Below are 14,180 nucleotides of genomic sequence, written 5' to 3'. Positions count from 1 at the left end.
TATCGTTGCTGTCGCCGCTATGCACCGGGCTTCACCGTTGCAGTCGACGGCCTGGGAATCGGCGCGATTTCCACGCGACGGTTTTTGGCCCGCCCTTGATCATCCGCATTCGAACTCACCGGCTGCTGCGAGCCGAACGCGGCCGCGAACACCGACGCCGCCGGCACGCCCGCGTCGATCAAGCCACGCGTCACCGTCAACGCGCGCTGCGCCGACAGCTCCCAGTTGTCCGCGAAACGGCGATTGCCTTCGCGCAGGCGCTGGTCGTCGGTAAAGCCGCTCACCATCAGGATTTCGTCGTTGGCCTGCAGATACGCGGATAACGGCCCGGCGAGGCTCTTCAGCAGATCGCGGCCTTGCGGCTGCAACTGATCGGAATTCAGCGCGAACAGCACGTTGCCGCTGATGCCGATGCGCCCGTTGACGAGCGTCACGCGCCCGGCCGCCAGCGGCCCGGCCAACGCCTGCTCGAGCGTCTTGCGGCGCTGCGTTTCCGCCTGACGCTGCTTGACCTCCTGCTCCAGCTTGTTCGAGAGTTCGAGCTGCACGCCGATGACGCTCACCAGAATCAGCACGAACGCGCCCAGCAGCACCGACATCAGGTCGCCGAATACCGGCCAGATCGGCGCGGCCGGCTCCACGCCGCCGTCGATTTCCTCGCTCATACGACGTCGGCTCCGGCGGACGCGCGCTGACCCGCAATCCGCTGCAGGTCTTCGACGATCTGCTTCTGCGACATCACGCTCAGGTCGATCACTTCACGCGCCTGCGCGACGTAATAGGCCAGTTGTTCGTCACTGCGCGCGAGGGACTTGTCCAGCGCGGTTTCGATACGTTGCAGGTGTGTCGCCAGCTTGTCGTTCGATTCGCCGAACACCTGCACGGCCGCGCCGAACGCTTCGCCGAGGCTCGCCACTTCGACGGCGCTGCCCGTGACTTGCGCGGCGACCGCGCCGAGCTTGCCGGTCTCGCGCTCGACGTGATCGGTGAAGCGGGTGCCGACGCGCTCCAGCAGGTCCGCCGACGTGGCGACCAGCGCATCGACCGCCGTGCGTTGCTCGGTGGACGCGTGGTTCACCGCGTCGAGCAGCGTCTCCAGCGTTTCCAGCAAGCGGCTGCGCTCCTGCAGCATCGCGGTATCGCGGACCATGCTGTCGGAGAGCTTCTGACGCAGTTCGGCGACGACTTCCGCCGCAGCCTTCGGCGCTTCCGACGCGGCTTGCACGAGGCGTTCGATCTCGCCGATCGTCTCGCTTGCATGCGCCTGTGTTTGCGCCGAGATATCGCGTGCGGTTTGCGCCAGCGTTTCGCAGATTGCCTGCTGACGGCTCGCGGTTTGCGCGCCCGACTGTTCCCACTGTTCGCTCAACTTCGCGGCCATTGAACCGAGCGTTTCGGTCCATGCGGCCAGGCGTTGCTGATCTCGCTCGACCAGTTCCGCTTGCAGGTTCACTGCCGCCTTCGGTGCTTCCGCCGCCGCTTGCACGAGGCGTTCGATCTCGCCGATCGTCTCGCTTGCATGCGCTTGTGTTTGCGCCGAGATATCGCGTGCGGTTTGCGCCAGCGTTTCGCAGATCGCCTGCTGACGGCTCGCGGTTTGCGCGCCCGACTGCTCCCACTGTTCGCTCAACTTCGTAGCCATTGAACCGAGCGTTTCGGTCCATGCGGCCAGTCGCTGCTGATCCCGCGCGACCAGTTCCGCTTGCAGGTTCGCCGCAGCCTTCGGCGCTTCCGCCGCCGCTTGCACGAGTCGATCGATCTCGCCGATCGTCTCGCTTGCATGCGCTTGTGTTTGCGCCGAGATATCGCGTGCGGTTTGCGCCAGCGTTTCGCAGATCGCCTGCTGACGGCTCGCGGTTTGCGCGCCCGACTGCTCCCACTGTTCGCTCAACTTCGCGGCCATTGAACCGAGCGTTTCGGTCCAAACCACCAGCCGCTGTTCATCGCGCGAAGCCAATGCCGTTTGCAAATCCGCATGCGACTGACCGACCGTGCGCAACAGCGACGCCGAATGCTCCTCGAAGGTCGCCGCGGCCATCGCAAGCGCTTGCTGGTTGTTGGCCGCCAGCTTCTCGCCGACGCTCTCCTGCTGCGACAGCGCCTCCTTCCATGCTTGCGACACGCTGCCCGCCGTCGCGTCGAGTCGCGCGGCCACGCCGTCCAGCAGCGCGGCCGAACGTTGTTCAAAGATCTCGGCGGTACGCTCGTGCGACGTGCGCAAATGCGCGGCCAGTTCGTCGTTCGAGCGCTGATGGCCGGCCAATGCGTTGCTCCAGATCTGCGCGACGTTCGCGCTCGTCGCCTCGAAACCGCTCGACAGTCCGTCGATCTGCCGCTGCACCGCCTGCGAGACCGTCTCGTGCAACGCCGCCGCCTCGCGCGCAAGGCCGGCCAGCGTGGTTTCCATGACCGGCTGCAACGCCGCGCCGGCAGCGCGCGCGCTCTCGGCGACGCTGTCCTTCAACGACTGTTCGACGGCTCCGGCAAGGCGCATATACACGGCCTCCGTCTTGCCATGGAACGCGTCCTGGTTCGCGATCTGCCGCTCGCTCGACGCGGCGCTCTGTTGTTCGATGGCCGTCATCATCGTCTGCAAGCGTTCGACCAGCGCCGGCATCACCTCGGCCTGGCGTTGCAGCAGCCTGAAGCTTTCCTCGCGCTGATGGCTCTGCGAGTACACGCGCAAGCTCGTCGCGATCTTCATGTCGAGCATTTGCGCCGCTTCGAGCCGCTCGCGGCGGTACAGCGCGGACAACAGTCCGAGCATCGCCGAGGTGGCCACGCCCGCAATCGAGGTGCCGAACGCGAAGCCCAGTCCTTTGACCGGCGCCGCCAGCGACGCGCGGATCGCCTGCAAGTCCGTGGCGCTCTCCAACGCGATGCCGGTGCCGCGCAGCGTCGCCACCATGCCGAGCAGCGTGCCCAGCATGCCGAGCAACACCAGCAGGCCGACGAGGTAAGGCGTCAGCGCCGGTCCCGGCAAAGCCACGCGCTCGCCTTCGATGCGCAGCCGCGCCGCGTTGCGCAGGCTCGGATGCAGCGGCTCGAGCCACGCCCCAAGACTCGGCGGCGGCCCGGCGAGCCCCGTGACCGCGCGCGTCAGCGTGGCAGTCGCCTGACTGTAGCGGCGCAGTTCGAGCGCGCCTGCCATGTAGCAGGCGCCGATCAATAACGTGACGGCCAGCGCCAGCGGGTTCGAACCGACATAGCTGGCGGCAATCCAGCACGCAGCGGCCAGACCTGCCAGGAATACAACGAGATCAATACGATATCTGGACATAGCGTCCCAGTTAGCGGGTGCGAAGGGCCGCGAGCAACCCCTCCACCGGTTGAAAACGAACCTCCAGTTCGGCAAGCAGGACGCTCTGCATATCCTTGCGGAATACGTCCAGCCAGGCGCCGGGCGTGACCGGCGCGGCGTCTTCGGAAGCCTCTGCTGTCTCCGCGGTGGCAAGCGCCTGCTCTTCGGCTGCGCGCAAACGCTCGAAGTGCCCGGCCAGCAGGCCCGGCACCGACGCCAGCAGATTCCGCTCGCGCTCGCTCAGCGCGCGCTCCATCACCGCGTCGATCACCGCGAGGCGCGCCATCGCGGGCGTCTTCGCGGCGAGCATGCTGCGCAGACGCCCGCGCAGCGTCGCGATGCCCGTTTCCATCGACTGCTGGATCGCGAGGTAGCGCTGACGAAACACCGCGTAGTCGGCTGGGGCGTCCTGCATTTGCATGTGCGTTTGCCCGTGGCCGCGCCGCCGCGTTCCGGCGAACACGCTGTCGCCGGCAACGGCCTTGGCGAGCGCGCCGCGCACGCGGACGCACTCGTCCTCTTCGGCGCCGCCGAAGCCGCGCGCACCGGCGGCGACCGCGGGCGGATTGCCGTTCAGCGCCGACGACAACGCAATCGCGTCGGTCCAGCCGAGCCATTGGCTCAGCCTGTCCGACAACGATTGCCTGGATTCGGGGACATCGACATCCGCCAGACGGGCCAGCAGGCGAATAAGCGCCGGGCCGCTGGGCGCTGCGCGCGGGGGGGCTTGCAACATACCACCGGAGACAAAAAGTCAGCAGTTTACACGGTGACGGGACGCGGGTCGGTGTTGGATGATGTTCGAAGCATCGAAGTGAGGCGGATCGGTGCGTGTGACGCGCATTTGCATCGCGCCTTTCGAGGGTTTTTTCGTGTCCATTCGAGCGGCTTATCCGGGTTCCGCGGCAACACCCCGTTGTAAGATGAAACCCGCCGAGACCAGAGTTCAGGCGATGACCGGGTCATGGATATCTTCGATCTTCGAACGCAATAATTTCAAGCGAGGCAAACGGGCAGCATGAAATTCGATACCGTCGTGCTGGGCGCCGGCATTGTCGGCGTAAGCGTTGCCGTGCATCTGCAGAAGCGCGGCCGCCAGGTTGCGCTGATCGACCGCAAATTGCCCGGCAACGAAACCTCGTTCGGCAACGCCGGGCTAATTCAGCGCGAAGGCGTTTATCCCTATGCGTTTCCACGCGACCTCGGCACCCTGCTTCGCTACGCGCGCAACCAGTCGCCGGACGTTCGCTACCACGCCGACGCGATGCTCAGAACCGCGCCGTTTCTGTGGCAATACTGGCGCAACTCCCATCCGGCAAGACATGCGGAGATCGCGAAGTCGTATTCGACGCTGATCGAACATTGCGTGAGCGAGCACCGCGCGCTTGCCGCCGCTGCCGGTGCGAGCGCGCTGCTGCGTCCGATCGGCTGGATCAAGGTGTTTCGCAGCGACGCGGCACAGGACGCGGAAACACGGCTCGCCGAACAGTGGCATCGTGAGTATGGCGTCACGTTCGAAACGCTCGATCCCGCACGGTTGCAACAGATGGAGCCCGATCTCGCCACGTATCTGCGAGGCGGTCTGCGCTACCCCGAATCCGATTCCGTCAGCGATCCCAATGCGCTCGTCACCGCGTACGCGAAGTATTTCGCAGCGCTCGGCGGACGTTTTTTTATCGGCGATGCGGACACGTTTCGCGAAGGCTGGCAGGTCGATACGGAAGCCGGCACGGTGACGGCGGACTCGGCGGTCGTCGCGTTGGGGCCGTGGTCGGATCGCGTGAGTTCGCGGCTCGGCTATCGCGTGCCGCTCGCGGTCAAACGCGGATACCACATGCATTACGCGCCGCGAGAAAACGCCCGGCTGAATCATCCGGTGCTGGATGTCGAGAATGGTTATCTGCTCGCGCCGATGGCGCGCGGCATCCGGCTCACGACCGGCGCCGAAATCGCCCGGCGCGATGCGGAGAAAACGCCGACCCAACTCGCCGCGGTCGAGCCGATTGCGCGCACGTTGTTTCCGTTGGGCGAGCGTCTCGACGCCGAACCGTGGATGGGAGGCCGTCCCTGCACGCCGGACATGATGCCGGTCATCGGGCCGGCGAAAAGACACGCGGGCTTGTGGTTCGCCTTCGGCCACGCGCACCACGGACTGACCCTGGGTCCGATAACGGGCCGATTGATCGCCGAGATGATGACCGGAGAGCCGCCGGTGGTGAATCCACAGCCGTTCAGGGTGGAGCGGTTTTAAGGCCGGCGCAAATCCTGTAGCGCGAGCACCGCATGCGGTTGATCGCGCAGGTTCCTTGCGCAAAGGACCTGCGCCGCCTGCATGAAAACGTCGGCGCGGCCTCGCTCGAACTTCCGGCCGCAGACCGGTCCGCATCGAAACCCCGCTATAGCCGATCAAAGTGGCGGGCTCCGGCGTTATCGGCCCCTTTGCAGCAACGCATCGACCACGGACATCGCGATAAAAACCGTCCGCCCGCGTACCTGAATCCGAATCGCGGCCACGCGCATCCCCTTATCCGCATGAAAGAAACTGGCCAAGGACCGAGCACGCCGGAAAGCGTGTTGGGTGGCCAGCCTCCTCTTTTCCCCCTATCGAAAAGAGGGCTAAACCATCGTCACCCACCCTCTCCTGGGCGCTGTCGCGCACTCGCCACACGAGCGCCATCATTACGCATACGCCTGCCAAATGTCGCCATTCCACTACCAAATACGCGCAATTTCTATTCAATCCGCCGTCTCAGCAGGGCCGCAACAGACGTTATTTTCAGTCTTCTTGATTGAGAACGCTTCTCAATTACTCAGTAATTACTTAGAATCCGCTTCGAAACCTATTTGTAATAAACATGGAATTCATGGGTAAGGATCGACACGCCTGTTCGGATTCCAGCACTACGGGATAAAAAAATGAAGTTGCGGTCCGACGAACCGAAGCTCGGCAAAATCAGCACGACGCTGTGCAGCATGTTGGCTGCCGGCCCCGCCCTTGCGCAGGGCACCACGGGCACTCCACCGCCTGAGCGGGAAGGCCAGCTCACAGCGATCGCCGTGCAAGGCCAGACGGACGACGGCTTCAAGACGGACCAGTCGTCTTCGGTCAAATTCACCGCGCCGCTGCTCGATACGCCGCGCTCCGTGACCGTGATTCCGCAGGAGCTGATCCAGAGCACCGGCGCATCGACGCTGACCGAAGCGCTGCGCACCGTGCCGGGCATTACTTTCGGCGCGGGCGAAGGCGGCAATCCGCTCGGCGACCGGCCGTTCATCCGGGGCTACGACGCGCAGGGCAGCACCTTCGTCGACGGCATGCGCGATGTCGGCGCGACCACTCGCGAAGTGTTCAACATCCAGAGCGTCGAAGTGATCAAGGGCGCGGACGGCGCATTTGGCGGCCGTGGCGGCGCGGGCGGCAGCATCAACCTGATCACCAAGACCCCGCACCTGGGCAACTCGGCGGACGGCAGCGTGGGTCTGGGCACCGATCGTTATCGCCGCTTCACCGCCGACGGCAACTGGCAAATGGCCGATCACGCAGCGTTCCGCCTGAACGTGATGAGTCACAACAACGACGTGGCCGGCCGCGACGCGGTCAACAACGAACGCTGGGGCATCGCGCCGTCGTTCACGTATGGTCTCGGCACGCCGACCCGCGTGACGGCGAGCTACTATCACCTGCAAACGGACGACCTGCCCGACAGCGGCATTCCGTACTACTACACGACCACCAACAAACCGGCAGGCGTCAGCACGATCTATCCGGCTCCCGTCGACCGTCACAACTTCTACGGCCTGATCGACCGTGATTTCCGCAAGACGACTTCGGATATCGGCACGGTGCGTATCGAGCACGACATCAACAGCAACCTCACGATCCGCAACACGACGCGCTACACGAAGTCGAGCCAGGACTACATCTGGACCCAGCCGGACGACAGCCAGGGCAACGTGGTCAACGGCATGGTGTGGCGCCGCGCGAACACGCGCGCCAGCGACGTCTACAGCCTCGCGAACCAGACCGAACTGTTCGGCGAGTTCAAGACGGGCTTCCTGAAGCACAGCTTCACCACCGGCCTCGAAGTGTCGCGCGAAACCAGCGTGAACGATTCGTACACGGTGGCTGCGGCAAGCGGCGCGATCTGCAAGACCGCCGGCATCGGCGCGGCGTCGAACTATAACTGCACGAGCTTGTGGACGCCGAATCCGAACGACCCGTGGGCCGGTTCGGTCAAGCAGACCAACGATCCGAGCGAGCAGCGCACGACCACCAGATCGCTGTACGCATTCGACACGATCGAGCTGACCAGGCGCTGGCAAGCCAACGTCGGCCTGCGCGTCGACGATTACTCGACCGACTTGCGCAACACCGTCGCCAACGGCGCCGGCCGCGTCTCGCGCGACGACACGCTGTTCAACTACCAGTTCGGCCTCGTCTTCAAGCCGGCGTCGAACGGCAGCATCTATACGTCGATCTCCACTTCGTCGACGCCGGCCGGCTCGCTGCTCGGCCAGGGCAGCGAAACGCAGTCGCTGATACCGGGTCGTGGCGGCGTTGGCCTGAACGCGGCAGCCCTCTCGCCGGAAAAGAACCGCAGCATTGAACTCGGCACCAAGTGGAACGTGCTGAACAACAAGCTCTCGCTGACCAGCGCGATCTTCCAGATCGACACGACCAACGCGCGCGTCACGCTGCCGGACAACACCTACGCGATGGTCGGAAACAAACGCGTGCAAGGTTTCGAATTCGGTCTGGCCGGCCAGTTGACCAACAAGTGGCAAGTATTCGGCGGCTACACGTATCTGAAGAGCGAGCTGCGCGACAACGGCAAGACCACGTCGGATAACGGCCACCAGTTCCCGAACACGCCGAAGAACAGCGTCAGCCTGTGGACCACCTACGACGTGCTGCCGAAGTTCACGATCGGCGGCGGCGCGTTCTACATGTCGCAGGTGTACGGCGACACGGCGAATCTGCGCGCGGTGCCCGCTTACTGGCGCTTCGACGGCGTGGCGACGTACCGGGTCAACAAGCATGTCGACCTGCAGTTGAACGTGCAGAACATCTTCAACCGCACGTACTACGACCAGGCTTATGCGTCTCACTATGCGTCGATCGCGCCGGGACGCTCCGCGTTCCTGACGCTCAACGCGCACTACTAAGCATCGACCCGATGGAACAGGTGACGCTGAAGGCGTTGGCGAGCGTGTCGCACGACGAACTCGCCACGATTCTCTCCGGGCCGCCGGCCCAGGCCGCCGCCTGGGTGGCGGCGGCCGCACATAACGGCATCGTCGAAGCGCAGGCGGTGTATGGGCAATATCTGCTCGACGGCCACGGCGTCGAGCGCAATACGGAAGAAGCGTTCACCTGGTTCCGGCACGCGGCGCGGCGCGATCATCCGATGGCGATGAACATGCTGGGCCGCTGCTACGAACATGGCTGGGGCACGGCCGCTTGCGCGCCGGTCGCGCTCTACTGGTATCGGCTCGCGGCGCGGGCCGGACTCGATTGGGGCATGTACAACTACGCGTCGGCATTGGCGCTTGGCAACGGCGTCGAGTGCGATCGCGTGGAGGCGTTGCAGTGGTTCCGGCGCGCCGCCGAACTGGGGCACGCGAAATCGCTGAACTTCGTCGGCAGCTTTTACGAAGACGGCTGGGAAGTCGACGCGGACGCGACTATCGCGCTCGACTACTACCGGCGCGCGGCACAGGGCGGCGACTTCCGCGGTCAGTTCAACTATGCGAGGCTGCTGGCCGAACGCGGCGAGATCGACCACGCGCTGCAATGGCTGCAACGTGTGCCGCACACGGCGACGCCGGCGTTTGTCGCGAAGATGCAGCGATGGCTGGCGGCTTCGACGGTGAGCGAGTTTCGCGCGCTGGGTGAAGACATCGAGGCGAACGCCCTCACAGCGAATGCCGCCGCGCACATCACCGGCAACACCCAAGCGAACAGCGACGCGCCATATAACGCCATGCTGCGCCCCGCACAGGAATCAAACGCATGATGTTCCACCTGCAAGGCGTACTCAGCAAACAGCAGGTCGCGCAATGCCGCGAAGTGCTCGACGCGGCGCAATGGATCGACGGCAATGCGACTTCCGGCATGCAATCGGCGCAGGCCAAGCGCAACCAGCAACTGCCCGAAGGCTCACCCGCCGCGCGCGCGGTCGGCGATGCGATTCAGGACGCGCTCGGCGTCAACCCGCGGTTCTTTTCCGCGGCGCTGCCGCTGAAAGTGTTCCCGCCGCTCTTTAACCGCTACGCAGGCGGCGACGGTTTCAACACTCACGTGGATAACGCGATCCGCCTGCTGCGCGGCACGGACTTCCGCATTCGCAGCGATCTGTCGGCCACGCTTTTTCTGGCCGAGCCGGACACTTATGACGGCGGCGAACTCTGCATCGAAGACACCTACGGCGTGCATCGCGCGAAACTGCCCGCCGGCGATATGGTGCTCTACCCCGCTTCGAGTCTGCATCACGTGAGCCCGGTCACGCGTGGCGTGCGAGTCGCATCGTTCTTCTGGATTCAGAGCATGGTGCGCGACGACGGCGAGCGCACCACGCTGTTTCAACTCGACAACGACGTACAGCGTCTTGCCGCCGAGAAGGGTTCGAACGACCCCACGGTGGTCAGCCTCACCGGCATTTATCACAATCTGCTACGCCGCTGGGCCGACGCCTGAGGCGAACCGGCAGAGAACCGCCAAACAGCGGGCACAAGAAAAAACGCCGCGAAGCAGAAGCTTCGCGGCGTTCTATTCAGACGAACACAACGATCAGGCCGCGGCCACCGCTCTGCGCGGGGACACCACCGACACGGCAAACGTCACGACGATATTGACCACCAGTGCAATCAGGCCGATATACAACGGATAAGCCGTCGCGCCGAGATGCAGCGCGTACACCGGCTTGAGCCCCTGCGACATCGCGAGCCCGGTGCCGATCACGATCCCGACCAGCCAGCCGCAGAACAGACCCGGCGTGTTCAGTCGACGCGTATACAACGAGAACACGATCGCCGGGAAAATCTGCAGAATCCACACGCCGCCGAGCAACTGCAGGTCGATCGCATACTGCGTCGGCAGGAACACGATGAACAGCAGCGCGCCGAACTTCACGACCAGCGACACGATCTTCGCGGTCGAAGCCTCGCCCTCGGGCGAGATATTCGGCGACACCAGCGGACGCCACAGATTGCGGGTGAACAGATTGGCCGCGCCGATCGACATGATTGCGGCGGGCACCAACGCACTGATCGCAATCGCCGCAGCCGCGAAGCCGACGAACCACTGCGGGAACAGCGTGCCGAACAACGCCGGCACCACGTCGGACGCCGACTTGACGTTCACGTCGGCGGCAATCGCCATATAGCCGAGCAACGCGATCAAACCGAGCAGCAACGTATACGCCGGCAGGAAGATCGCATTCTTCTTGACCGTCTTCGCCGACGCGGACGACAGCACCGCCGTCATCGTATGCGGATACATGAAGGCCGCCAGCGCCGAGCCCAATGCGAGCGAAGCAAACGCAGTGAACTGGCCCGGATGCAGAATGATGCCGGTTGCGCCGCCCTTGGCCTTGAAATGCGCATCGGCCGCGTCGAACACGTGTGCGTAACCGCCCAGCTTCGCCGGAATCAGCCACACCGCCGCGATCACGACGATATAGATCATGATGTCCTTGACGAACGCGATCATCGCCGGCGCACGCAGGCCGCTCGCATACGTGTAGAGGGCCAGAATCACGAAGGCGACGATCAACGGCATTTCGCCGCTCACGCCGAGCCCTTTGATCACCACCTGCATACCGACCAGCTGCAGCGCGATATACGGCATCGTCGCGACGATGCCGGTCAGCGCGACCGCCGCCGGGAACCACTTGCCGCCGTACTCACCCTGCACGTAGTCCGCCGCCGTGATGTGGTTCTTCGCGTGCGCGACCTTCCACAGCTTCGGCATCACCGCGAACACGAACGGATAGACGATGATCGTGTACGGCAACGCAAAGAAGCCGTACGCGCCCACCGAATACACCAGTGCGGGCACCGCGATCACGGTATAGGCGGTATAGAAGTCGCCGCCCACGAGGAACCACGAAATGATCGTGCCGAACTGGCGGCCGCCAAGCCCCCATTCATGCAACTGCGTCAGGTCGCCCCGCTTCCAGCGCGCGGCAAAAAAGCCGATCACGGTGACGAGCACGAAGAACGCGATGAACACGCTCATCGCGACCGGGTTCACGGGATTCAGATCATTCATTTGACACCTCGATACACGATGTAAATCAGCAGCGAGGTCAACGGCACCCACAGAAACTGATACCAGTAGAAGAACGGAAAGCCGAACAGCGGCGGATGCGTGTCGTTATAAAACGGCAGCCACAGCAGCGCGATATAAGGGATCAGCAGAATGAGCCAGAGCCATGAACGGCCGGCGGATGGGGAGGTCTCCACGAACTTCTCCTAGGTCTACTATCGACACCGCACGCCATGGCTCGTGGCCCGGCGCACGGAAAACCGATGATCTGATATTGGGCAGAAAACCGGATGCAGGCGTCTCCCGCCTGTTTGCGGACATGCCGGGGCAACCCGGCATACGCGGCAACGCGAATCGCCGCGCGCAACAGGCCAAAGGGGGCCGCCACGCGCAGGTTTCCGCGGGGATGTAGTATTCGCCTTCGTGAGCGTCCTCACAAGCGCGCAACTACGTAAGCCGGTTACGTAATACTACGTAGCCTGTCGGCTGTTTTTTCAACGATGAAACTCAAAGCGAAGATTGTCCTGCTGGCGATCGTGCCCTTTCTCGCGGCCATCGCCAGCATCGAAACCGGCGTGCGCCGGGAAGCCACGTCGCTCGCCGAAACGCAGCACGCGACCACCCAGGCCGCGTACATGGCGAGCAAGGAAATCGAGCTCAAACATTACGTCGAGCTTGCCACCACCGCGATCGCGCCGCTTTACGACGCCGGCCAGGACAATGCGCGCGACGACGCGCTGCTGCGCATGCGCGCGCTCGACGTGCTGGAGAAAATGGATTTCGGCAAGGACGGCTACTTCTTCGTCTACGACATGCACGGCCGTTCGCTGATGCATCCGCGCGAGCCCGATCTGGTCGGGCGCGATCTATGGGCGCTGCGTGACAGTCATGGCACGCCGACGATCCAGCAGTTGCTCGCCGCGGCCTCGCGCGGCGGCGGCTACGTGCGTTACCTGTGGCATCGCCCGTCGACCGGCAAGATCGCGTCGAAACTCGGCTACGTGGTGCCGCTCGAACGCTGGGGCTGGATGATCGGCACCGGCATCTATCTCGACGACGTCGACACGACGCTCGCGCATATCGACGCGGGCGCGGCCGCCAACATCGATCGCACGATGAAGTGGATCGACGCGATTGCCGTGGCCGGACTCGCCGTGATCGCGCTGTGCGCGCTCGTTCTCAACGTCACCGAATACCGCAGCGCCGACGCGAAACTGAAGCGGCTCGCGCAGCAGGTGGTCGAGTCGCAGGAAAACGAACGCGCGCGCTTGTCGCGCGAGTTGCACGACGGCATCAGCCAGATGATGGTGTCCGTGAAACTGCTGCTCGAATCCGCGCTTGCGCGCTTCGAGCGCGCCGACGCACGCGTGCCCGCCGCCGAAGCCGCGCTCACCACCAGTCTCACGCGGCTCGGCGATACCTTGCGCGAAGTGCGGCGCATTTCTCACGCGCTGCGTCCGTCGATGCTCGACGATCTCGGCGTCGCGGCCGCGCTGGAGCAACTGACGCGCGAACTCAGCGAGGAGTCCGGCATCGAGATCAGCTTCACGCAGATCACGCACACGCATGCGGCGACGCTGCCCGACACCGTCAATACCGTGCTGTTTCGCATCGCCCAGGAAGCGCTGACCAATATCGTGCGCCATGCGCAGGCGTCGAGCGCGGCGCTCGCGCTCGACATCTCGCACGACGCCGTCACGCTGACGATCGCGGACAACGGCCGCGGCTTCGACGTGACGCACGCTTTCGTCGGCCGGCGCTCGGGCATCGGTCTGCGCAATATGCGTGAGCGGCTCGAAGCGCTCGGCGGCAAGCTCTCGCTCTTATCTCAAACCGGCCATACGGTCGTCACCGCGCGCGTGCCGCTCGGCACATCCGAGGCGGCGCTGCCGCCCTTGCAGGAAATCCAGTCATGAACAACACCACCGCCGCCATCGCACGCCTGCTTCTCGTCGACGATCATCCGCTCGTGCGCGACGGTTTGCGCGCGCGTCTCGAAGCGGTGCGCCATTTCGAAGTGGTCGGCGAAGCGGGCAACGCGCAGGAAGCGCTGGCGCTCGCCGCGAGCGACATGCCGCATCTGGTGCTGATGGACGTTGGAATGAACGGGATGAACGGCATCGCGCTGGCCGGGCTCTTTCATGAGCGCTTTCCGGCGATTCGCGTGCTGATGCTGTCGATGCACGACAACCTCGAATACGTGACCCAGGCGGTTCGCGCGGGCGCGAGCGGCTACGTGCTCAAGGATTCGCCCGCCACCGAAATCATTCAGGCGATCGGCGCGGTGCTCGACGGCAAGACGTTTTTCAGCGCGGGGCTCGGCGCGCGGCTGATCCAGGCGTCGGCGACGCAATCGCCGGTCGAACGTCTCACACCGCGCGAGCGGGACATTCTCGATGCGTTGGCCGAGGGCCTATCGAGCAAGCAGATCGCCCAGCGCAACGATCTGTCCGTGCGGACGGTGGAGACGCATCGGCTGAACCTGAAGCGCAAGCTCGATATCGAAGGTCAGGCGGAGCTGATCAAGTTCGCGGTGGAGAATCGGCGCACACAGCGGTGAGGCGCTAAAGCGCTGAGCGGCGCGTAGGCCGTCCCGCAGCCCGCGCCCTC

At 64.4% G+C, this 14,180-nt stretch carries 11 protein-coding genes; 6 read left to right on the top strand and 5 right to left on the bottom strand.

Translation table 11 applies throughout. The features are described 5' to 3' along the window. Positions 1-17: 17 nt before the first annotated feature. Genes PQQ53_RS05405 through PQQ53_RS05395 form a run of 3 tightly spaced genes read right to left on the bottom strand, consistent with a single transcriptional unit; the run spans position 18 to position 4,037 of the window. Positions 18-665 (bottom strand): OmpA family protein, encoded by a 648-nt coding sequence (locus PQQ53_RS05405; protein WP_121323430.1) that lies wholly within the window; start codon positions 663-665, stop codon positions 18-20. After that, positions 662-3,280, bottom strand: coding sequence for a DUF802 domain-containing protein (locus PQQ53_RS05400; protein WP_408323381.1), 2,619 nt, complete (start codon positions 3,278-3,280; stop codon positions 662-664). The genes PQQ53_RS05405 and PQQ53_RS05400 overlap by 4 nt, the downstream gene beginning before the upstream one ends. Before the next feature lie 10 nt (positions 3,281-3,290). Next, positions 3,291-4,037, bottom strand: coding sequence for a DUF3348 domain-containing protein (locus PQQ53_RS05395; protein ID WP_408323380.1), 747 nt, complete (start codon positions 4,035-4,037; stop codon positions 3,291-3,293). Positions 4,038-4,319: 282 nt separating this feature from the next. Here PQQ53_RS05395 and PQQ53_RS05390 point away from each other — a divergent pair, with 282 nt between their 5' ends. The 4 genes from PQQ53_RS05390 to PQQ53_RS05375 all read left to right on the top strand — a co-directional run bounded on the left by PQQ53_RS05390 (position 4,320) and on the right by PQQ53_RS05375 (position 9,998). Beyond that, positions 4,320-5,552, top strand: coding sequence for an NAD(P)/FAD-dependent oxidoreductase (locus tag PQQ53_RS05390; RefSeq protein WP_408139059.1), 1,233 nt, complete (start codon positions 4,320-4,322; stop codon positions 5,550-5,552). Between the two features lie 665 nt (positions 5,553-6,217). Next, positions 6,218-8,467 carry a TonB-dependent receptor gene (locus PQQ53_RS05385; protein WP_408139062.1) on the top strand — a complete coding sequence of 750 codons (2,250 nt, stop codon included), beginning with the start codon at positions 6,218-6,220 and terminating at the stop codon, positions 8,465-8,467. An 11-nt stretch (positions 8,468-8,478) separates the two neighbouring features. Then, positions 8,479-9,318, top strand: a complete 840-nt coding sequence (locus PQQ53_RS05380) for a tetratricopeptide repeat protein (protein ID WP_408323379.1) — start codon at positions 8,479-8,481, stop codon at positions 9,316-9,318. Then, on the top strand, positions 9,315-9,998 hold the full coding sequence (locus PQQ53_RS05375) for a Fe2+-dependent dioxygenase (protein WP_408323378.1): 684 nt from the start codon (positions 9,315-9,317) through the stop codon (positions 9,996-9,998). The genes PQQ53_RS05380 and PQQ53_RS05375 overlap by 4 nt, the downstream gene beginning before the upstream one ends. Positions 9,999-10,091: 93 nt before the next feature. Here PQQ53_RS05375 and mctP read toward each other — a convergent pair whose 3' ends face one another. Both mctP and PQQ53_RS05365 read right to left on the bottom strand, forming a co-directional pair. Further along, the gene (gene mctP / locus PQQ53_RS05370; protein ID WP_408139068.1) at positions 10,092-11,573 is read right to left on the bottom strand and encodes a monocarboxylate uptake permease MctP; all 1,482 of its coding nucleotides are present in this window, start codon (positions 11,571-11,573) and stop codon (positions 10,092-10,094) included. Continuing rightward, positions 11,570-11,767, bottom strand: coding sequence for a DUF3311 domain-containing protein (locus PQQ53_RS05365; protein ID WP_042329644.1), 198 nt, complete (start codon positions 11,765-11,767; stop codon positions 11,570-11,572). Before PQQ53_RS05365 ends, mctP begins: the two co-directional genes overlap by 4 nt. Positions 11,768-12,070: 303 nt before the next feature. Between PQQ53_RS05365 and PQQ53_RS05360 the strand changes: the two genes are divergently transcribed. Together PQQ53_RS05360 and PQQ53_RS05355 are read left to right on the top strand one after the other, a co-directional pair. Next, entirely contained in the window at positions 12,071-13,486 is a 1,416-nt protein-coding gene (locus tag PQQ53_RS05360) for a cache domain-containing protein (RefSeq protein ID WP_408323377.1), read from the top strand. Beyond that, positions 13,483-14,130, top strand: a complete 648-nt coding sequence (locus tag PQQ53_RS05355; protein WP_408151976.1) for a response regulator — start codon at positions 13,483-13,485, stop codon at positions 14,128-14,130. Before PQQ53_RS05360 ends, PQQ53_RS05355 begins: the two co-directional genes overlap by 4 nt. Positions 14,131-14,180: the final 50 nt, after the last annotated feature.

Origin of the sequence: Paraburkholderia strydomiana (genome assembly GCF_046030495.1) — a bacterium.
GTDB classification, from domain to species: domain Bacteria; phylum Pseudomonadota; class Gammaproteobacteria; order Burkholderiales; family Burkholderiaceae; genus Paraburkholderia; species Paraburkholderia strydomiana_A.
This window is presented reverse-complemented; position numbering and strand designations above follow the sequence as displayed.